Annotated in this window: 14 protein-coding genes; 8 read left to right on the plus strand and 6 right to left on the minus strand. The window is 50.5% G+C overall.

Features of this window, described 5'->3' with window-relative positions; genetic code table 11:
* Positions 1–102: 102 nt before the first annotated feature.
* Both JTN23_RS00325 and JTN23_RS00330 read left to right on the plus strand, forming a co-directional pair.
* A complete protein-coding gene (locus tag JTN23_RS00325; RefSeq protein WP_247231381.1) occupies positions 103–1,101 on the plus strand; it encodes an SDR family NAD(P)-dependent oxidoreductase in 999 nt (332 codons plus the stop codon).
* Between the two features lie 87 nt (positions 1,102–1,188).
* Complete coding sequence (locus JTN23_RS00330; RefSeq protein WP_247231383.1) at positions 1,189–2,598, plus strand: tetratricopeptide repeat protein; 1,410 nt, start codon at positions 1,189–1,191, stop codon at positions 2,596–2,598.
* 34 nt (positions 2,599–2,632) lie between these two features.
* Here the strand turns inward: JTN23_RS00330 and JTN23_RS00335 are convergent, their stop codons facing one another.
* Positions 2,633–3,634, minus strand: coding sequence for a glycosyltransferase family 9 protein (locus JTN23_RS00335; RefSeq protein WP_247231385.1), 1,002 nt, complete (start codon positions 3,632–3,634; stop codon positions 2,633–2,635).
* 83 nt (positions 3,635–3,717) lie between these two features.
* Between JTN23_RS00335 and JTN23_RS00340 the strand changes: the two genes are divergently transcribed.
* Positions 3,718–5,010: a M16 family metallopeptidase gene (locus tag JTN23_RS00340; protein WP_247231387.1), complete on the plus strand. Its 1,293-nt coding sequence runs from the start codon at positions 3,718–3,720 to the stop codon at positions 5,008–5,010.
* Between the two features lie 206 nt (positions 5,011–5,216).
* Here JTN23_RS00340 and JTN23_RS00345 read toward each other — a convergent pair whose 3' ends face one another.
* Both JTN23_RS00345 and JTN23_RS00350 read right to left on the minus strand, forming a co-directional pair.
* Positions 5,217–5,585 carry a c-type cytochrome gene (locus JTN23_RS00345; protein ID WP_247231389.1) on the minus strand — a complete coding sequence of 123 codons (369 nt, stop codon included), beginning with the start codon at positions 5,583–5,585 and terminating at the stop codon, positions 5,217–5,219.
* Positions 5,586–5,792: 207 nt separating this feature from the next.
* Positions 5,793–7,532 carry a VRR-NUC domain-containing protein gene (locus tag JTN23_RS00350; RefSeq protein ID WP_247231391.1) on the minus strand — a complete coding sequence of 580 codons (1,740 nt, stop codon included), beginning with the start codon at positions 7,530–7,532 and terminating at the stop codon, positions 5,793–5,795.
* Positions 7,533–7,756: 224 nt separating this feature from the next.
* Here JTN23_RS00350 and JTN23_RS00355 point away from each other — a divergent pair, with 224 nt between their 5' ends.
* Positions 7,757–8,947, plus strand: a complete 1,191-nt coding sequence (locus tag JTN23_RS00355; RefSeq protein ID WP_247231393.1) for a phosphoglycerate kinase — start codon at positions 7,757–7,759, stop codon at positions 8,945–8,947.
* Positions 8,948–9,134: 187 nt separating this feature from the next.
* On the opposite strand, the gene JTN23_RS00360 is transcribed toward JTN23_RS00355, so the two are convergent.
* The gene (locus JTN23_RS00360) at positions 9,135–11,600 is read right to left on the minus strand and encodes a TonB-dependent receptor (RefSeq protein ID WP_247231395.1); all 2,466 of its coding nucleotides are present in this window, start codon (positions 11,598–11,600) and stop codon (positions 9,135–9,137) included.
* 417 nt (positions 11,601–12,017) lie between these two features.
* On the opposite strand from JTN23_RS00360, the gene JTN23_RS00365 reads away from it, so the two are divergent.
* On the plus strand, positions 12,018–13,499 hold the full coding sequence (locus JTN23_RS00365) for a nicotinate phosphoribosyltransferase (RefSeq protein ID WP_247232325.1): 1,482 nt from the start codon (positions 12,018–12,020) through the stop codon (positions 13,497–13,499).
* The gene (gene crtD, locus JTN23_RS00370) at positions 13,492–14,967 is read left to right on the plus strand and encodes a 1-hydroxycarotenoid 3,4-desaturase CrtD (protein ID WP_247231397.1); all 1,476 of its coding nucleotides are present in this window, start codon (positions 13,492–13,494) and stop codon (positions 14,965–14,967) included. Before JTN23_RS00365 ends, crtD begins: the two co-directional genes overlap by 8 nt.
* Positions 14,968–15,024: 57 nt before the next feature.
* On the opposite strand, the gene JTN23_RS00375 is transcribed toward crtD, so the two are convergent.
* Entirely contained in the window at positions 15,025–16,569 is a 1,545-nt protein-coding gene (locus JTN23_RS00375; RefSeq protein ID WP_247231399.1) for an SBBP repeat-containing protein, read from the minus strand.
* 257 nt (positions 16,570–16,826) lie between these two features.
* Positions 16,827–17,996, minus strand: a complete 1,170-nt coding sequence (gene lepB / locus JTN23_RS00380; protein ID WP_247231401.1) for a signal peptidase I — start codon at positions 17,994–17,996, stop codon at positions 16,827–16,829.
* Between the two features lie 199 nt (positions 17,997–18,195).
* On the opposite strand from lepB, the gene JTN23_RS00385 reads away from it, so the two are divergent.
* Positions 18,196–18,717 carry a gluconate 2-dehydrogenase subunit 3 family protein gene (locus JTN23_RS00385; protein WP_247231403.1) on the plus strand — a complete coding sequence of 174 codons (522 nt, stop codon included), beginning with the start codon at positions 18,196–18,198 and terminating at the stop codon, positions 18,715–18,717.
* 121 nt (positions 18,718–18,838) lie between these two features.
* Entirely contained in the window at positions 18,839–20,551 is a 1,713-nt protein-coding gene (locus tag JTN23_RS00390; RefSeq protein WP_247231405.1) for a GMC oxidoreductase, read from the plus strand.
* Positions 20,552–20,553 lie beyond the last annotated feature (2 nt).

Below are 20,553 nucleotides of genomic sequence, written 5' to 3' on the forward strand. Positions count from 1 at the left end.
TTTGCTATTCTGTATATTTATCCGAAGTTTTGTGGCGGGCTACCTTTTGGATTGCTAGGTGCAATACCCGAACTTTGGCTGCGTACATTTCGTTGTCTATACATGAATATCCTAATTACCGGAGCTACCGGACTAGTAGGCAGTGCCGTTGCCAGGCGACTTATTCAGGAAGGGCATACGGTGCGGGCTCTGCATCGGGCCGGATCGGACCGGAGTCTGCTACGGGAGGTAGAAGACCGGGTCCAGTGGGTCGAGGGGGATATTCTGGATATCTACTCCCTGGAACAAGCCATTCAAGATACTGACTATGTAGTACATGCCGCGGCGGTGGTCTCCTTTGTACCCCGTGACCAGGATGCTATGTACAAGGTCAATGTGGAAGGTACTGCCAACGTAGTCAATACCTGCCTTAAGCTGGGCGTCCGCAAACTCTGCCAGATTAGCAGCGTAGCCGCGCTGGGTCGGCCAGATCTGCGCAAAGTCGGAGGCGGGCATGATATTGTTATTACTGAAGATCAACGGTGGGAGGAGTCTCCAACCAATACCCACTACGCCAAAACCAAGTACCTGTCCGAACTGGAAGTGTGGCGCGGTGTAGCGGAAGGGCTGAAGGCGGTAATCGTAAATCCGTCGCTGGTACTGGGCGAAGGAGACTGGGACCGGAGCAGTACGAGGCTGTTCAGGTACGTGTACGAGGAGAAGCCCTTTTATACCGAAGGCCTGATGAATTACGTTGATGTATTGGATGTGGCTGAGGCAGTATACCGGCTCCTATTTTCGGATATTACCGCTGAGCGGTTTGTACTTAGTGCCGGCAGCATGACCTATCAGGAGTTATTCAATAAGGTAGCTACAGCTTTCGGTAAGAAGAAACCTACCATACGGGTAAGTTCAGCCATGACAGCCATTATCTGGCGCTTTGAGGCGCTACGCTCCTGGCTTACAGGCAGTAACCCACTTATCACAAAAGAAAGTGCAAAGTCGGCTACCCACCGGTTTAAGTACAATAGTCAGAAGGTACAAAATGCTATCGGACTGACTTTCAGAACCTCCGATGAGACCATCCGCAGGGTCTGTGAAAGTTTTAGTAAAGGGATTTGATAATAGGATTATTATCATTATCTTTCTACTACAGTATATATGATTTAAGTACTCTTGTACTTACTACTCTAACCACAATTAGTGTACATGGAGCAAGATTTTGAGGAAAGAAAAGATTTTATGAAAGAGACATTGCTTCGCTTCGAGCACATGCTGAAAACTGAGGCTAATGAGTTCTTCGACCTGGATACATACGAACAAGTTGCTGAACATTATTTAGATAAGGGTGATTGGGAGAAAGCGTTCAAAGCCTGTGAGTTAGGGTTAGAAAATTATCCGTATTCTCTGGATCTGATGCTCAATAAAGCCCAGCTGCTCTCCAACCGCGGAGAGTTTGAAGGGGCGCTGGAACTACTCGAAAGAGCCCGGCTTTTTCATCCCGGTGACGTCGAGATTCCGTTCATGCAGGGGACTATCTACAACCTGATGGGGGAGTACGAAACGTCGATCAACATCCTGGAAGCCATGCTGGATACTGCCGATGAAAAGGACGATATCTACTTCCAGATTGGACAATCCTACCAGAACTGGGGTAAGTATACAGAGGCCATCGAAAACTACAAGCTTTCGATCCAGCTCAACCTGCAGAATGAGCACGCCCTCTACGAGCTGGCTCACTGTCTGGACCTGATCGGCGAGCTTGAGAGTCATCTGGAGTTCTATAATAAGCTCATTGACATAGATCCGTACTCGCACCACGCGTGGTACAACCTGGGTATAGCTTATAGTAAGCTGGAGCGTTACGAAGATGCCGTGGAGGCGTATGATTACGCGACCATCATCAAAGTAGACTTTGCTTCGGCTTTCTTCAACCTGGGTAATTCGTACATGAACCTTGAGCAGTACGAAAGCGCCCGCGATGCCTACGAGAAAGCCATTGAGCTGGAAGGAGAGCAGCCCGAAACCTGCTGCTGCCTGGCCAATAGCCTGGAAAAGCTGGGAGAGTTTGAAAAAGCGATCCGCCAGTACCGCAAGGCCGTAAAGATGGATAGTGACTGGGATGACGGCTGGTTTGGACTAGGCTTGTGTATGGCCGAACTGGGCCGCTGGCACGAGGCCATTGGTTTCTTCCGTAAAGCCCTCCAGATCTCCGAGCTAAACCCTGACTACTGGATGGCCCTGGCCGAAACCGAGTACAAGCTGGGCAACGTAGTATCGGCCTTTGAAGCTTTTGAGAAATCTGCCGAAATAGAGCCGTCCAATCCGGAAGTATGGCTGAAATGGTCACTGGTACTATTCGACCAGGGTAACTACGGGCGGGCCTGTGACTTGCTGGCGGCCGCCGTGGACGAGATGCCCGAGGAACCGGACCTGTACTACCGCTCGGCGGTGTACCTGATCCACGCGGGTGAGTACCGGGAGGCCCTTCTGAATCTGGAAATAGGCCTTACGCTTGACTACGACCGGCACGTGCAGCTGTTTGACTTCTTTCCCGAGCTGGAAAAGCAAAAAGCCCTGTACCGGATCATTGAGCAGTACCGAACCAAGAATCTATAAATAGCAAAGCCCGTCGGAGACCGACGGGCTTTTTTTATGACCGGGGCAGCACGCTCAGGAGCTGTGAGAGTTGTATATCCAAGGCACAGCGGAAGTGCCCTTCGGGGCAAGCTTTGTGCCCGTGCAGACCGCAGGGGCGGCAGTGGAGGGGCTCCTGTTTCTCGACCACATGCGACTCATCCGATAGCGGCCCAAAGCCAAACTCAGGTACCGTGGAGCAGTACACCGCACAGACAGGCGCATTCATAGCTGAACTGATGTGCATCGGAGCCGAATCATTTACATAGTTCATAGCAGCCCCTTCCATCAGGGCCGCCGATTCCAGAAACGATAGCTGACCACACAGATTAGTGGCCAAATCTTTCCGTCCGGACTCGTTAATAATACCTTCAGCTAATGATTTATCATCCGGGCTTCCCAGCAGGTATACTTTATAATGATCGGGTAGATTGCGGATGAGCTGAGCCCAACGCTCAGCCGGGTACTGCTTGGTGTACCACACCGATGCCGGAGCTATGCATACATACGGCTGCTCCTGGTATTGTTTCACTTTTTCATAATCACCGAATGAGGGGTACAGGCGAGGCTTGGCTACTGGGCCATCTACATGCTGTCTGATCAGCTCCTGATTGCGATCTACCTCATGAAAACCCTTTATGATGCGGTGGGGGACCTTTTCGGTGAATAGGAATGAAAAAGGATTTTTGTCAAACCCGGTACGTACCCTGGCCCCCGAAAAGGCCGTCAGAAATCCGGTGGAGCCAAAGCGCTGTAGGTTGATCAGCCAATCGTACCGCTGCCCGCGGATCTGACCCAGGAGTTGCAGCAGGCTCTTGTATTTTCCTTCCTTTTTTTTCCAGATAAGTACCTGATTGAGGTAGGGGTGCTGGTAGAAAAGTCCTTCGTTTCCTTCGCGTACGAGCAGGTCTATTTGTGCAGTAGGATAGGTACCGTGCAGTTTTTCAAGTAAAGAGGTAGCCAGTATGACGTCACCTATAAAGGCAGTCTGTATGACCAGAATTCGCTGTGGAGTCATTGGGTAAATAGGTATCAGACAAAATTCCGTATTTTTGCCCTTACCACCGAAAATTATCGGATGTGATTTTGTGTTATTAAAGAATGAAGAGAAATATAAGCCGTAAAAAGGTAGGTAATTTACACACCGAAGCAACCCTCACGGAAGAGTATCAGCTACATACGCTTCCTAACGGAATTCGTATTGCACACAAACAAGTACCCTATACCCAAATCGCTCATTGTGGTATTATGCTCGACATTGGCAGCCGCGACGAGCAGCCTCACCAGCAGGGCCTGGCGCACTTTTGGGAGCACATGGCTTTCAAAGGTACCGAGAAGCGCCGCTCTCATCATATCATCAACCGCCTCGAAACCGTTGGCGGTGAATTGAATGCTTACACGACCAAAGAAAAGATCTGCTTCCACGCCTCGGTACTGGACGAGCACTTTGATAAAGCACTCGATTTGCTGGCCGATATCGCTTTTCATTCCGTATTTCCGGAGAAGCAGATTGAGCGGGAGCGTAATGTGATCCTGGAAGAAATGTCCATGTACTACGATTCACCCGAGGATGCCATCCAGGACGACTTCGACCAGCTACTGTTCCCTAACCATTCGTTGGGTAGTAATATCCTTGGAACGGCCGAAACGGTTCGCTCTTTCGGGAGTAATGACCTGCGGCAGTTTATCAGTGATAACCTGGATACGGAGCGTATCGTGGTGGCGTCGGTAAGCCGACTGCCTTTCTCCAAAGTAGTACGTACCGCTGAGAAGTACCTGGCTGATATTCCCGCCAAAAAGACCGACCGGGTACGCGTAGCTCCCCATCTGTATGCGCCCGAGCGGCAGGAGGTGGTACGATCCATTACGCAGGCCCAGTGTGCCATGGGGCGTCCTTCGTACGCCCTGACTGATGAGCGTCGCTTGCCCTTCTTTATGTTGGTAAATCTGTTGGGAGGCCCCGGTATGAACTCCCGTTTTAATATGGCCTTACGTGAGCGCTACGGCTTTGTATACTCTATTGAGGCCAACTATACCCCTTACCTGGATACGGGCTTCCTGGGTATCTATTTCGGTACCGAACAGAAGCAACTCAACCGCAGTATATCGCTTATTCATAAAGAACTGCGCCGCCTGCGCGAGCAGCCACTGACTACCACGCAGCTCCACCATACCAAGGTGCAGCTGATGGGGCAACTGGCCATGTCGGAGGAGAGCAACATGAGCTTTATGCTGATGATGGCCAAAAGCCTGCTGGATACTGGTAAAGTAGATACACTACCGGAAATATTTGAAGAGATTCGCCAGGTTACGGCCCAGCAGTTACTGGAGCTGGCGCAGGATATGTTTGACGAAAGCCAGTTTAGCTACCTGACCTTCCTGCCGGAGGAGTAGCCTGATGAATTCTGACCAGGTCGCCGGTGCGATTAGTTAATTCTGAGTTCTGAATAGATTTAAACTAGAGCTTATCAAATACAAATATTCACACATAGTAGTTTTTGAAGCTATAAAAAAGGGGAGCGCAGCCATAGGCCGCGCTCCCCTTTTGATTATATATAGGTAAAAAGCTAATTACTAATAGCTAACACCTAACAGCTATATTAGCTTTTCTTCTTAGCTGGAGCTGCCTTCGTTGACTTAGGAGCAAGTGAGTTGATCCATACAGCCAGTTTCATAGCGTCGTCCTTTGGAACCTGAGTCATGGGAGCCATTGGAGGATAACCAGGCCAGTTGGCAGGCTCAGGCTTGTAGATAAGCTCTACAATCCGCTCGTTTTTATAGCCTTTCTTGGCTACATCTACATAAGCAGGACCTACCAGCTTGGTGTCGGCACGGTGACAGGCAAAGCAAGTGTACTTAGTAAGCAACGCATTGATGTCATCAGGTACTTTAACTTGTGCATTTGCTGAGCTGGTGCCCATAAGAGTAGCAACCACAGTTGCCAACAAAAATCCAAAGCGTTTTTTCATGAGAATAGATAAAGAGAAAATTATTACAACTGTACTAACCAAAAGACGGAACAAAAGTAAACAAGTACTCGGATTTACGGAATTCTACTTCTCCCTTTTTAGAAGGAAATACTAAAATTGTCGTGTTGACACTACTTTTGATTATAGATGAATGATCAGCGAATCAATGCTAATCAGGTTCTATAACGAACAAAGCAACTATATCTTTTACTCAATAATTATTTTATTATCTGCTGTACCGGGCTCATTGGCCTTGCCTTCATCTGGTATCCATATGACCCGCAGTACTTTGCTGCTTACCCCCAGATCAGCAAAGAAATGCTGCCAGTGGAGCTGCCGCGCTGACAGGTGGTCGGTAGGGGATTTTACTTCCACGAAGGCATAGCCTTCATCATCCCACACCAGCAGGTCGGGGAAGCCGCGGGTATTCTCCCGCAGATTTGAGGCCATCTCCAGTAGGATCGCGTGCAGCTGCGTAGGCCTTACCAGCTCTACAACATTCAGTACGGCTTCCAGTAGTTCGGGGTACCATCCCACGAGTACATTGGTCGTACCATACTTTTCCAGGTAGGTTTTCTGAACGGTATCCCGGATCACCTCTTTACTCCCGAGCTCCATAATCCGGGCCTTGAGCATACTATGCCGCTTGAAGTAGAAGTCGGGCAGAAAGAAGTCCGACGGAACACGCTGCAGGGGGTGGTGGATAGCCTGCACGTTGGTATCATAAATGATATCCCAGAATAAGAGGCCAAACAGGGCCCGCCAAGGCTCATTTTCACTGAATAAGGCATTATGTCCGCGCTCCCGATAGTACTCAATCACGCCCCGCTCAACCTGGTAGCGGTAGGCAATCGGGATGTGAACGGCTTCGGCGGCCTGCAGGGCCTGCGTCGTCCGGCGGGTAGAGCGTTTCTTTTTGTTCAGAATCTTTTCCCGGAAGTCCAGGGCAAAGAAACGCTCGTCGGCATTTTGCGGATGGGCCATCATGTCGTCGCACAGGGCCAGGGCTTCCTCCACATCTCCCATGCGGTGTAGCAGTCGGGCCCGTCGCTCGCGGGAGGGGGCGTGATCGGTCAGCTGGTATACCGCCAGGGCTTGCTCTGGTAGTTTTTTACGCTCCAGCCAGGCGCCCACCCTGAGTACCAGCTGACGGTAAGAGGGAAGAGCTACCAGACTCAGGTCATCGGGCAGTCCTCCCTGCCAGTTCATAAACCAGTCGTAGATTTCCTCGGGTGGTAGCTCATCTTTAAGCTCATGGAAAGTCTCTTTGGTGAGCGATACCATCAGCTTGTCGTCGGCATCCTTACGGGTGGCAAAGCGTACCGACAGCTGATCTTCGTCAAACGACTGAAAGCGTACATGGCCCAGGTCCCGCACCACAAACTCCGTCATATTGGCATGACGATTCCCGAAGAAGAGAAACTTCATCATCATGACCTCTATCTCATAACCTACCTTCACGATGGGTTCGAGAGCGTCAACGGCTTCATAAAGTACCTTGAAGGAGTACTCGTGCAGGAGCCAGCGCATCAGGTCCTGCTTGAGTATGCTCTTGGGTGGCATAATCACGGGTGCCAGCGACTGGGTAATAAGTAGGAGCTCGGGCTTGCTGAACAGGTTAAGTACCTCCGGGGCCCGGTGGGCGTGCTGTTCTGAAAGTACTTCGGCAAAGCCGTTTTCAATCAGTTCCGTAAGGGCATCGGGTATATCGCAGATCTCGGTATAAGCCAGTGTATTTACTCTGAAGAACGCGCCCCTGCGGTTGCTGAACCGGATAAAAAGGCAACGGGCATCTTCGGATAAGGCATTGTATGCACGCAGGAATTCCTTCTCCTCCTTGTTCAGGATATGGCCGTACATTTTCTGCACGAAATCCAGGACAAAGCCAAAGTATTCGAGGTAGTACTTGGGAGGTAATTCGGTACGCGCCTGCTCGCTGCTGCTCACGGAGTATCGGGACTAGTTATGGGTGGATTAGGGGGCACTTTATCTAAAGATAAAACGGTAAAGAGCCCGGTAGAGTTCATGATTAATTACTATCAAGAAAATAGAATCATTGGTAGTAAAAATTGTAATAAATATGGCTAATTAGCTAATTGGCCGTATCTTAGATAGTGTTTTTAAAGAATTGGTTTACATTTGTTTTCGTTCAAAAACAAATTACCTACCCTATGAGAACACTTGACTCTTACGACTTTTCTGGAAAAAAGGCCCTCGTTCGGGTTGACTTCAACGTACCTCTCAATGAGAAATTTGAGATTACGGATGACACCCGTATCAAGGCTACTGTTCCAACCATAACTAAAATACTGAACGATGGTGGGGCCTGTATTCTGATGTCACACCTGGGACGCCCCAAGCACGGACCTACCGAAAAGTACTCCCTGAAGCACCTGGTTACGCCTCTGTCTCTGATCTTTGGTCGTACGGTTAAGTTCGCGGACGACTGTATCGGTGATAAGGCAGCTGAGCTGGCGGCTGGTCTGCAGCCCGGCGAGATCCTGTTGCTGGAAAACCTGCGCTTCTACAAGGAAGAAGAAAAAGGTAACGAAGAGTTTGCTCAGAAACTGGCCAAACTGGGAGATGTGTGGGTAATGGATGCCTTTGGTACGGCTCACCGCGCTCACGCTTCCACGGCAGTAATCGGACAGTACTTCCAGGATAAAGTGTGTGGCTACGTAATGCAGGCCGAGCTGGACAACGCCCAGCGTATCCTTGAGCATGCCGAGCGTCCGTTTACGGCTATCATGGGTGGTGCCAAGATCTCGGATAAGATTCTGATCATTGAGCGTCTGCTCGATAACGTAGACAACCTCATCATTGGTGGTGGTATGTCGTATACATTCTCTAAAGCGCAGGGTGGTAAAATTGGGAAGTCACTACTCGAAGCCGATAAGCAGAACCTGACCCTTGAGATTCTAGAGAAGGCAAAGGCCAAAGGCGTGAATATCATCCTGCCGGTTGATACGGTTATTGCTGATGACTTCAGCAATGATGCCAACCGCCAGACCGTGAAAGCGGGTCAGATACCTGACGAATGGGAAGGTCTGGACATTGGGCCTGAATCAGTGAAACTATTTAAAGACATTGTAGCTAACTCTAAGACTATCCTCTGGAACGGTCCTATGGGTGTATTTGAGTTCCCTAACTTTGCCGTAGGTACCAACGCCATTGCAGAGGCCGTTGTAAAGGCTACCGAAGAGAACGATGCATTCTCCCTGATTGGTGGTGGTGACTCGGCATCGGCGGTAAATAACGCTGGCTACGGTGACCGCGTGAGCTACGTATCAACCGGTGGTGGTGCACTTCTGGAATACATGGAAGGTAAAGAACTTCCCGGTGTAGCGGCCCTTAATGCCTAATCAGGCCAACTGGCTGTATTAAAATACAATAGGGTAAAAAGAGAGAGCAGGATGTAGGTCTTGCTCTCTCTTTTTTGTAGACCAATAAAAAATCCACTCCTCAATACGGGAGTGGATTTTCATTTTCTTAACCTAAACTAATCGTATGAATAAAGCCAACTTTCGCCGACTGATACTCCAAATTTTATTAATTATTTGTCTGAACGCGCTGCTGCAGTTCATCCGAGCCCGTTTTGCGCTGGCGGGCACCTTTCACATTCTGGTTACCAAAGCGGTAGGTAAATGTGGCGCGGATCTGACGGCTAGGCCATCTTGATTGTACTGTTAGATTGATATCTCTAAAATCAGCTACCCCTTTGAACTTGTTGGTCCAGAAGACGTCATTGACGTTCAGACGCAGAGTACCTTTCTTATCAAGTACTGTCTTTTGCAGACCCAGGTTGAGCATCCCCTGTGGATTCGCCACAAAGAATCCGTACACGCTGCGGCTGTTGTACCAGCCAGATACCTCGGCTGACCAGCCTTTAGGCAGACGGAATTGGTTGTTGGCGTAAGCATTCCAGCTGATCTGTTCTACGTCGAAGAGCTCATTCTGGTAGTAGGTCTGGTAGCGGTTGTACACACCGGTAAAGTTGGTCTGTAAGGTCCACCACTTGGTTACAGGTATCGGTGCCGATATAGTCAGGCTCAGGTTGTCCTGGTTGTCCAGGTTTTCGGTAGTGACGAAAGTCTTGTTCTCCGCTGCGATCAATCTTGGTACTTCCCGTACGATTACATCCTTGATGCGGCTATACGCCAAGCTGGTATTCAGGAAGCTCTTAAAGGTATGAGTCAGCTGGAATGAGTGGGTATACTGTGGTTTCAGGTTGGGGTTACCACGCTGGAAGGTATACGGGTCCAGGTAGAACTCAAACGGGTTGAGTGACTGATAGTCGGGGCGGTCGATGCGACGGCTGTACGACAGGTTCAGGACGTTGCTGCTATCCAGCTGGCGTGATATAAATACGCTCGGGAACAGGTTGACGTAGTTGCGGTCACGGACATCATTCAGGGTAACCGAATTACCAATCGAATGAGTATGCTCGGCCCGCAGACCTAGCTGGTACTGTGTCTTGGCGTTGATCTTTCCGCTCAGGTTGGCGTAGGCCGCATTGATATTCTCTGAGTACTTAAAGTGGTTGGTACGGGTAGGGTCCAGCGTCCAGTCGTCCAGCTTCTGCTCGAATTTCATATTATTATCCGAAGCCACATAGCTTGATTTCAAACCGGTTTCAAATTTGGCTTTGCCTACTGATTGAGTATAATCAAGTTTTGCCACCCCGATATTGATATCCGAAGGCATTCCGTTGCGTACCAGCTCAGGAGTACCTGATGGTTCGCCACCAGGGGTGAAGTAGCGGGTATCCAGCAGGTTGTTACTGTTGCCGTTATAATTTACATAGTCAGCATCGAAGGTCAGTTCTCTGCCCTTGTCGTCAAACTGGTGCTTCAGGTTAACATTGGCGCTGATGTTATTCATCTTCGAGCCACTCTGCGTTATGGTCTGGTACGTTTGGCGCAGGCTCTTGTCGCCATTCAGAATGCGGGTGTTGGTTTCGCCCCGGGGCGTAGTCCAGTCGTTATGGAAGCCGGATACCAGGGCACCTATGGTCGTCTTTTTAGTAATAAAGTAGTCTATACCAGCTCTGACACTGTAGTTCTGTGAGCTGTTGCGGCGGTAGGTTTTCTGATCAAATATCGTAACGTTGTCGTTGTAGGGGATTTCACGGTAAATATCGTTTGTATTAAACCCGTTGCCTTTGTAGGCATTGACCGTTGCAAAAGTACTGATCTTGCCTTCACGGTGGTTCAGTGAGAGCGAACCATTACCACGACCATACTTGTCGCCTACAACACCTCCGCCTACCGTGAAGGTACCGTTGGTACCGAAGTTCTTATTACGCTTAAACTTGATGTTGATGATACCCGAGTTACCTACGGCATCATACTTGGACGACGGATTAGTAATCAGTTCAATCTTTTCAATATTATCGCTGGGCGTGTTACGCAGCAGGGTCATCAGCTCCTGCTGAGATAGGAAGGTCTGCTTGCCGTCGATCTGCACGATTACCCCGTCTTTACCGCGTAGTTGCAGGCGCTCATTCTGCTGGTCTACCGTAATGCCGGGAGCCCGTTCCAGTACTTCCAGGGCCGTAGCACCGGCGGATACGATACTGTTTTCTACGTTCACCACCGTGCGGTCGATCTGCTGCTCTATGAAAGGCTTCTTGGCTACTACATTTACCTCTTTCAGATTCTGTACATCCGTAGTAAGCGTAATAGTCGAGAGCTGAATGGATTCACCAGCTACCACAAACGGTTGGCTGTATACTTTCTGGTACCCCACCATGGAGACCAGCGTCAGGTAGCGACCTGCTTCGATCTGCTCGATTACGTATTTACCATCTACATCGGTGGTGGTGCCTTTGGCCAGCGTAGAGTCCTTTGCTTTAAGGAGCAGTACATTCACGAAAGGGAAGGCCTGCTGTTTTTCGTCAAGTACGGAGCCTGACACCTGTCCTCTTACACCCGTCTGGGCTGATACAGGTGTCCCGGGAAGTAAGACGGCAGCGACTGCCGCCGCGGCAAATAGTTTGGTAAAGAATGATTTCATGGCTAACAGATGTTATACTAGGTTGCTTATCTTAATTGTAAAACTACATGGCAAAGATAAGTACTTTGTATAGCATAGAACCTTTCATTACACGAAAGGCAAATAAATGGTATGAGCGGAACAGGTGGCTACCGGGGTAGACTTTGATCGTCGCTTAATAGATGTAAAGGGAATAAAGAATGTTGCACCGTAAAAGAAAAAAAATTTGAATGGTGGATAATAGATGTTGAATGGAACCTGCTGCCCCAGTGGGACTGCCCCAGTGGAGCTGCCCCAGTGGAGCTGCCCCAGTGGAGCTGCCAGAGTAAACAAGACGAGCGTTTTTTGGGTAGTACTATTAAAATTAAGAGGGGTAGGTATGGTAAATGGGGGTGCTGTTCTATCTTGCCTACATAACAAAGTATGACACCAGTACATATGATTAACCAGCTTTACGATACTTCCCTGAGTCTGCTGACCGACCTGTACCAGCTTACCATGGCCTATGGCTACTTCAAATCTGGCAAAGCCGAACAGGAGGCGGTATTTAACCTCTATTTCAGAAAGCATCCTTTTCAAGGAGGGTTTACGGTAGCCTGTGGACTGAGCAGTGTGATTGACTACCTTAATGATTACCGTATCTCCGACAGTGACCTCACCTATCTGGGCTCCCTGACGGGCAGTGATGGGAAGCCGCTCTTTACGCAGGATTTTCTGGAGTACCTGCGCAACATGGAGTTCCGGTGTGATGTCGAAGCCGTACCCGAGGGTACTGTAGTATTTCCGAACGAGCCCCTGCTCCGGATCAAAGGCCCTATCCTGCAGTGCCAGCTACTGGAAACGCCCCTCCTGAACCTGATCAACTTCCAGACGCTAATCGCAACCAAAGCGGCCCGGATGCGCCTGGTAGCGGAGAAAGATCTCCTGCTTGAATTTGGTCTGCGCCGCGCCCAGGGACCCGATGGAGGTATGACCGCCAGCCGGGCCGCTTATATAGGCGGCTTTGATGCTACCTCCAATGTACTGGCCGGCAAGCTGTATGGTATACCCGTGCGCGGTACGCATGCGCATAGCTGGGTCATGTCGTTTGAGAGTGAGCTGGAATCCTTTGAGACCTATGCGCAGATGATGCCTAATAATGTTACCCTGCTGGTAGATACCTATGATACCATACAAGGGGTAAAGAACTCGATCAAAGTAGGAGAGCAACTCAGGGCGCGAGGCTATGACCTGGGAGGGATCAGGCTCGATTCGGGCGATCTGGCTTATCTGAGTATTGAAGCCCGTAAGCTGTTGGACGAAGCAGGATTTACCAATACCAATATTGTAGCCAGCAATGATCTGGATGAGCATATTATGGCGAGCCTGAAAAATCAGGGAGCTAAGATCAACGTATGGGGGGTAGGTACCAAGCTGGTGACGGCCTATGACCAGCCGGCCCTGGGTGGGGTGTACAAGCTGTCGGCGATCTGTACTAAAGAAAATGTATGGGAGTACAAGCTTAAGCTTTCGGAGCAAGCCGTAAAGGTATCGACGCCCGGTATTCAGCAGGTACGGCGCTACTGCGAAAATGGCAGCTACATAGCCGATATGATCTTCAATGAAGAAACACCACCACCCGCTGAGCCTACGATGGTAGACCCCTACGACTTCACCCGTCGCAGTACCTTTGCTTCTTCGCTCTCCTACGAGGACCTGCTGGTGCCCGTATTTCGGCAGGGTAAGCTGGTGTATGACCTGCCCGGTGTGGAGGAGGCCCGCAAGCGGGTCATGCACCAATTGGCTTCGTTCCACGGAGGGATCAAGCGTTTTGTCAATCCGCATACGTTTCCGGTGGGGCTGGAGCGTCAACTGTTTGATCTGAAGACCGACCTGATCTTCCAGCTGCGTTCACCCAAAAAGGTAGTCGTCAATGAATAAGGGGGGCACAGGTAAGGCTGCTGTTATCGGAGCGGGTATCGCTGGTATAGCCACTTCCATACGTCTGGCGGTACAAGGCTATCAGGTGGAGCTATATGAGGCCAATGGGTACCCCGGTGGTAAGCTGTCCAGCTTTGAGCTGGGAGGGTACCGCTTCGATGCCGGTCCTTCGCTGTTTACCATGCCGCATCTGGTGGATGAGCTATTTAAGGTGGCGGGTAAAGATCCTAAGGAGTACTTTCAGTACATCCGTCTGCCCGAAACCTGCCGGTACTTCTACGAAGATGGGACCCGGTTTACGGCTCACGCCGAGCCCGAGAAGCTGGCTCAGGAAATTGAAACCCATCTGGGAGAGCCGGCAGAACATGTACTGGCGCACCTGCGCGACAGCGCCGTCAAATTCGAAGTGACCGAGAAGCTTTTCCTGCACCGGTCACTGCACAAGGTGAGTACCTACTTTAATCAGGATGCCCTGAAAGGCTACCTCAACCTGCACCGGCTGGATGCCTTTCGCTCCATGAACAAGGCCAACAGCAGTCGTTTCAAGGACCCACGGGTAGTACAGCTCTTCAACCGCTACGCTACCTACAACGGCTCTGATCCTTATCAGACACCCGCTACCATGAATATCATCCCACACCTGGAGTACAACATCGGTGCTTTCTTCCCACGGGGTGGAATGGTAGCCATTACCAATAGTCTGGTCAAGCTAGCTGAGGACCTGGGCGTCAATTTTTACTTCAATAGTCCGGTGCAGGAAGTGGTTACGCAGGAGAAGAGGGTAGTAGGTATCAGGATCAACGACGTGCTGAAACCGTATGATGTGGTAGTTAGTAACATGGATGTGGTCAATACCTTTCGGAAGCTACTACCCAAAGCCCCGCAGCCGGAGCGAATCCTGCGGCAGCCCAAGTCCAGTTCAGCCCTGATCTTCTATTGGGGGATCAAAAAGAGCTTTGCAGAGCTGGGGCTGCACAACATCTTCTTCAGTAGCGACTATCCTACGGAGTTCAACCACCTCTTTCAGCAGAAGACGATTTACCACGATCCCACGGTTTACATCAACATCACTTCCAAGTACGAGCCGGGGGATGCCCCAGTAGGAGGTGAAAACTGGTTCGTGATGGTCAACGCTCCCGCCAATGACGGCCAGGACTGGGACGCCCTGATAGATCAGACCCGCCAGAACATCATCAAAAAGCTCAGTCGTCTGCTGGGACAAGATATAGGACAGCTCATCGAATGCGAAGCCATCCTGGATCCACGCCTGATTGAATCCCGTACGTCCAGCTCACAGGGGGCCTTGTACGGCAACAGCTCCAATAACCGCTTCGCCGCCTTCCTGCGCCATGCCAATTTCTCCACCCAATTCAATAACCTCTACTTCGTAGGCGGAAGCGTTCATCCGGGGGGCGGAATTCCTCTTTGCCTGCTATCGGCCAAGATTGTGGGCGACCTGGTGAGGTAGAGAGGAGGAAAGCAGGAAAGGTTAGAAAGAGAGAGTGCGTAGTACATAGCGTTCTGCTCATTCTTGAGTCAGGGCCAGCGAATAACCTTCCGCCAGATGTAAGCTCCCCAGGAGTTGTACGGAATGAACTTCTCTGTTGGTTGACAAAGTGATGGTATGTCCGGCGCTGATAGTTACAGAGTTGAGGCTGGTAGGTACCTTCCCGCATGACCATACCGTTGCATCATTCCAGTCTCCAGATTTGACCGTGTACATATTCGTACAAGTGGGGCTCGGTAGTCTGCCCAGCATAGTACTGCCGCCGGCGTCGGCCGTCTGACTATGGCTATCAAAACTGACAGTACCATTAAACCATCCATTTACATACACATTACCTGCTTTGTCTACGCCAGGCTTGTATCCAATATCAGTGCCACTACCACCTGCCTGCTTCACCCATACCAGGGTACCCTGCGGATCATACTGAGCTATAAACATATCTTTGTCTCCATTACTTGTCAGTGACTGCTCCCCAAATCGGGCTGTTTCCTGAAAGTACCCGGTCACGTAGCTATTGCCCGCTTCATCCACGACAATACCTCTGCCTTGTTCACCCTCTCTTCCACCGGACTGACTGACCCAGACGGCCGTACCATCAGCAGCATATTTAACAATAAAGGCATCATTATCTCCAAACCGACCTATATTACCAAATGAGACATTACCATAAAACTCTCCTGTTGTAAAGCAGTTTCCCTGGTTGTCGGTGGCAATGCCGAAGCCAATTCCGTGTCCATAGCGGCCTGTTTCTACTTTGCGCCATTGCAGGTTGCCGTCCTTATCGTGTTTGGCTACCAGTATGCCATGGTGTCCATCTGTGTAAAGAGTGACTAATGAGCCAACAGCGTAGCTATTTCCGGCTTTATCGACAGCTATATCATAAAAGGTATTACGCGTTGTATGATAGGGCAGCGTCATGTCACGGAAGGTACGGGACCAGAGTAGCTGCCCGCCGGAGGAGTACTTTGCCAGGTAGGCATAATCCTTTGGGTGTTCATCAACAATACTGATACGACCCGCCAGGTAGCTGTTCCCTTCAGTGTCTACTCCAATACTGAAGATCTCATCAGAGCTACTTTGCCCTCCCGATGTAGCCCATTGGATTTCCCGGCTGGCATTCATCTTCATAACAAAGTAATCAACACTGTTGCTGTTACTTGTGATCGTAGTGGTACCAAAAGTAGCTTCACCCTGGAAGGTACCTGTAAGGTATATATTACCAGATTCATCCACGGTTATCCCGTACCCTTTTTCCTCACCGGTACCATTACTGACCTGGTGAGCCCACTGAACTCCACCGGCCGCATCGTAGCAAACGAGCAGTATATCGGAGGAGGCTCCATGGCTGGTAAATTGCGATGTTCCTACTTGTACCGTTCCGGTGAAGGAGCCCAGCCAGTAGGTGATACCCGCGGCGTTGGTAAATATATGCCGACCCGGGGTAGTTTCAGCTCCTGCTACCTTGTTTGCCCACATCCATTCAGGATTGGACTGAGCTATTACCAGAGGGGGAGTTGTGAGAGCCAGCGAGCCCAATAAGCACAGTAGTAGAAGACTTTTCATGCAGAAGTTTATAATGGTGGATGAATATATAATGGCTATGAAAATACTATAATTTTTTAACTTTATAGTACTATCGGTCACAAAAATAAAAGCCTTACTTTTTTGATATGGCTATGTCAGCCGGTAGACTCTGGGCAATAGCAGGCGGCCAAGATAGTCGGCGATCTGGTAAGAAAGGAGGAAGGCAGGAAAGGGGTTGAAAGAGAGAGTGCGTAGCCAACTTCTGATAGACTACGCACTTCCAAGTAGCAGCAGATTTACTCAATCACCCGGAACAGGCGTTCCCAGCGCACTTTGTTCCAGATGTTGGCCGGTACGGGATCAATGGACATCCATACAAATACCGCTTTGCCTACAATATGGTCTTCCGGTACGAAGCCCCAGTAGCGGGAGTCGTCCGAATTGTGGCGGTTGTCGCCCATCATGAAGTAGTAGTCCTGCTTGAAGGTATAGCTGGTAATGGGCTTTCCATCGAGTTGAATAGCAGTGGCTGATATTTCCACGGCTTTATTCCCCTCGTACCGCTGGATTATAGGGCCATACAAGGCAATGGTCTGGGCATTTATCAGAATGGTCATTCCTTTTTGAGGAACGGTCAGCGGTCCAAAGTTATCCCGGTTCCAGCCCCATACTGCACCTCCGTAGATACCCTCGGCAGCCACACCCAGCTGTTTGGTCGTCAATTCCACCCCCTTCACCCAATCCAGTTTTTTTAATTGAGCAACAACCTCAGGCGTTGTATTGACCCAGTACCCCTGCAGGGTAGTCGAGTTCTTCGCCTCATCATACACCTCAATCGGCTGCCAGTTTATGAAAGGGCCTTCGGGTGACTTATAGTCGTTTACTATGTTGTATTTTCTGAAAAAGCGCTCGCCAAGTACCTCCGTCGTCCTGACGAAGTAGGTAGTTTGTGCTCGGGCCGGAACAGAAAACCCTTTGCCATTGATAAATACCTGCTCTTGTCTGATCTCCAGCTTATCGCCCGGTATCCCAATGCATCGCTTGATGACATTGGTCCGTAGGTCAGTAGGATAATCAGGTTCGCCTGGTTTGGGCGGGGGAAAATTGAATACTACCACATCACCGTTTTTTACCTTAGAAAAACCGGGCAGACGAAACGCAGGTAGTTGAATGGTTGAACTGTATGAAGGTATATCCGTTCCCCAGATTTTCTGATGAGTCAGAGGTACCTGTAGTGGGGTTTGGGGCGTGCGGATGCCGTAGTGGAGTTTGCTGACAAATAAGTAGTCACCTACCATCAGGCTGCCCTCCATGGATGGGGTAGGAATAGCGTAAGCCTCAAACGTGAGGAAGCGAATCAGGGTGGCGGCTATGACTGCGAATAGTATGGAGTCAGCCCATTCGCGCAGCGGAGATTTTTTGGGGCGGAAGGAGGTTTCTTTGGTTTTGGTTGTCTTCTTGAACATGGCTGGATGGTAAGGTTGATTACAGCTGGAAGAATAGAGTGCATAAGTAAGGTACCTGTTCCAGGGATCCTACGATTTCTTGATGAGGGCGTTCTATTACCCTTTCACCACAAAAAATTTGCTGTTATACGGTAAACTGCCGTCAAAGAGGCTTTTAATAAATAGTCATATATAATTAGATATTTTACTCCAAACCAATATGGAAAGACGCGCTGCGTTGAAAAGCATGGCTATGTCAGCCGCTGGTCTGCTGGTACTACCAGCCTGGGCCAATGGCTGGAATAAAACATCTGTAGTCATTGACCAGCCGGTACTTTCGGGACGACAGCAGGCTGTACTGGCCGAGGTAGTGGATACGCTGATTCCGGCTTCGGATACACCGGGGGCGAAGGAGCTGCGGGTGCAGGACTTTATTCAGAAGATGATCGAAGACTGCTATGAGGCAGACGTTCAGAAAAAGGTGGCTCTCGGGCTGGATTCGCTGGATACTATGGCCAGGCAAACCTACGGTAAGGACTATGCAGCCTGTGAGCCTGCCCAGCGCCGCGAGCTGCTGCTGAAAGTACAGGCGCTGGAAGATAAAGAACAGAAGGAATACTACAACCTGCTCAAACAACTCACTATCCAGGGCTATACTACTTCCGAATACGTGATGGTCAACCACTATAAGTACACCATGATGCCCGGCCACTACTACGGCTGTGTACCGGTGAGTCAATGAGCGAAAGAGTGAATGAGTGATTGAGTGAATCAGTGAAAGTCAGGCGAGGCACCGTGCTACGATCACTCCTATACTCATAAATAATTCCTAATTCGATATTCAGAATTCAGAAATTTAATACATGTCATACTTCAACATAGATAGTCAGAAAGCGAATACCTACGATGCGATTGTCATCGGGTCGGGCATTAGTGGGGGCTGGGCGGCCAAGGAGCTTTGCGAGAAGGGGCTCAAAACGCTGGTACTTGAGCGGGGGCGCGATGTAAAGCACGTCACCGACTACCCCACGGCGAATCTGAATCCCTGGGAGTTTGGTCACCGGGGCCAGGTACCTCTGGAAATTCGTAAGCAGAATCCGGTGAACAGCCGTGGGGGCTTGTACAGTGAGGCGACCCTGCACTTTGCGATCAAGGACGATGAGCAGCCCTTCGTGGAAGATAAGCCCTTCCGCTGGACCCGTGGGTACCACGTAGGTGGTAAGTCGCTGCTGTGGGCGCGCCAGACCCAGCGCTGGAGCCAGTACGACTTTGATGGTCCGGCCCGCGATGGCTTTGCGGTGGAGTGGCCCATCAGCTACAATGATATTGCCCCCTGGTATAGCTACGTCGAGAAGTTTGCCGGTATATCGGGTAATAAAGATGGGCTACCCAACCTGCCCGACGGGGAGTTTCTGCCCGCCTTCGAGATGAACTGCGTCGAGACGCACCTGCAGGGTGTCATCGCCAAAAACTACAAAGACCGTCACCTCATACAGGGACGCTGCGCGCATATCACCGATCCAAAGCCGATTCACCACGAGCAGGGGCGCGCCAAGTGCCAGCACCGAACCCTGTGCGTACGCGGCTGTCCGCTGGGCGGGTACTTCAGTAGCAACGCGTCTACCTTACCCTGGGCAGAGAAGACCGGCAACATGACCCTGCGTCCGCACTCGGTAGTACACTCAATCATCTACGATGAGAAGAAGGGGAAAGCTACCGGTGTACGCGTGGTAGATGCCAATACCAACCAGATGATTGAGTTCCACGCTAAGATTATCTTTGTGAATGGCTCCGCTCTGAACAGCAACCTCATCCTGCTCAACTCCATCTCCAGCCGCTTCCCCAACGGGCTCGGTAACGATAGTGGGGTACTGGGCAAGTACATAGCCTGGCACAACTACCGCGCCCGCATATCAGCCGAGTACGATGGCCTCCAGGATAAAACCACCGACGGACGTACACCCAACCACAGCTACTTCCCCCGCTTCCGCAACGTATTTAAGCAGGAGACCGACTTCCTGCGCGGCTACGCGGCGGGCTTTGGCGGAGGCAGGGCTACCGTGCAGGATCGGGATGGCGTAGGGCTCGATCTGAAAGAAAGCCTGCTGCACACCCGATTGGGCAACTGGCGGGTAAGCTCGTGGATGATGGGTGAAGTTATACCCAAAGAAACTAACTTTGTCCGCCTCGACCCGAATCTGAAGGACAAGTACGGCATCCCGCAGCTACGTATTTCAGCCGACTGGGACGACAACGACGAGAAGATGATCAGGGACTACCACGAGCAGTTTACGGAGATGTTTACGCTGGCGGGCTTTACCAATATCAAGGCTGTTGACTCACACGCGGCTCCGGGAGCGGACATTCACGAAATGGGTGGTGTACGTATGGGCAAAGACTCCCGGACATCCATGCTGAACAAGTGGAACCAGCTGCACGCCGTACCGAACGTGTTTGTGACGGATGGGGCCTGTATGACCTCTACCTCTACCCAAAACCCGTCGCTGACCTACATGGCGCTCACCGCCCGGGCGGCCGACTATGCAGTCAGAGAAATGAAAAAGAAGAACCTATAAGT

The organism is Telluribacter roseus, assembly GCF_017355915.2.
In the GTDB taxonomy this organism is placed as follows: Bacteria; Bacteroidota; Bacteroidia; order Cytophagales; family Spirosomataceae; genus Telluribacter.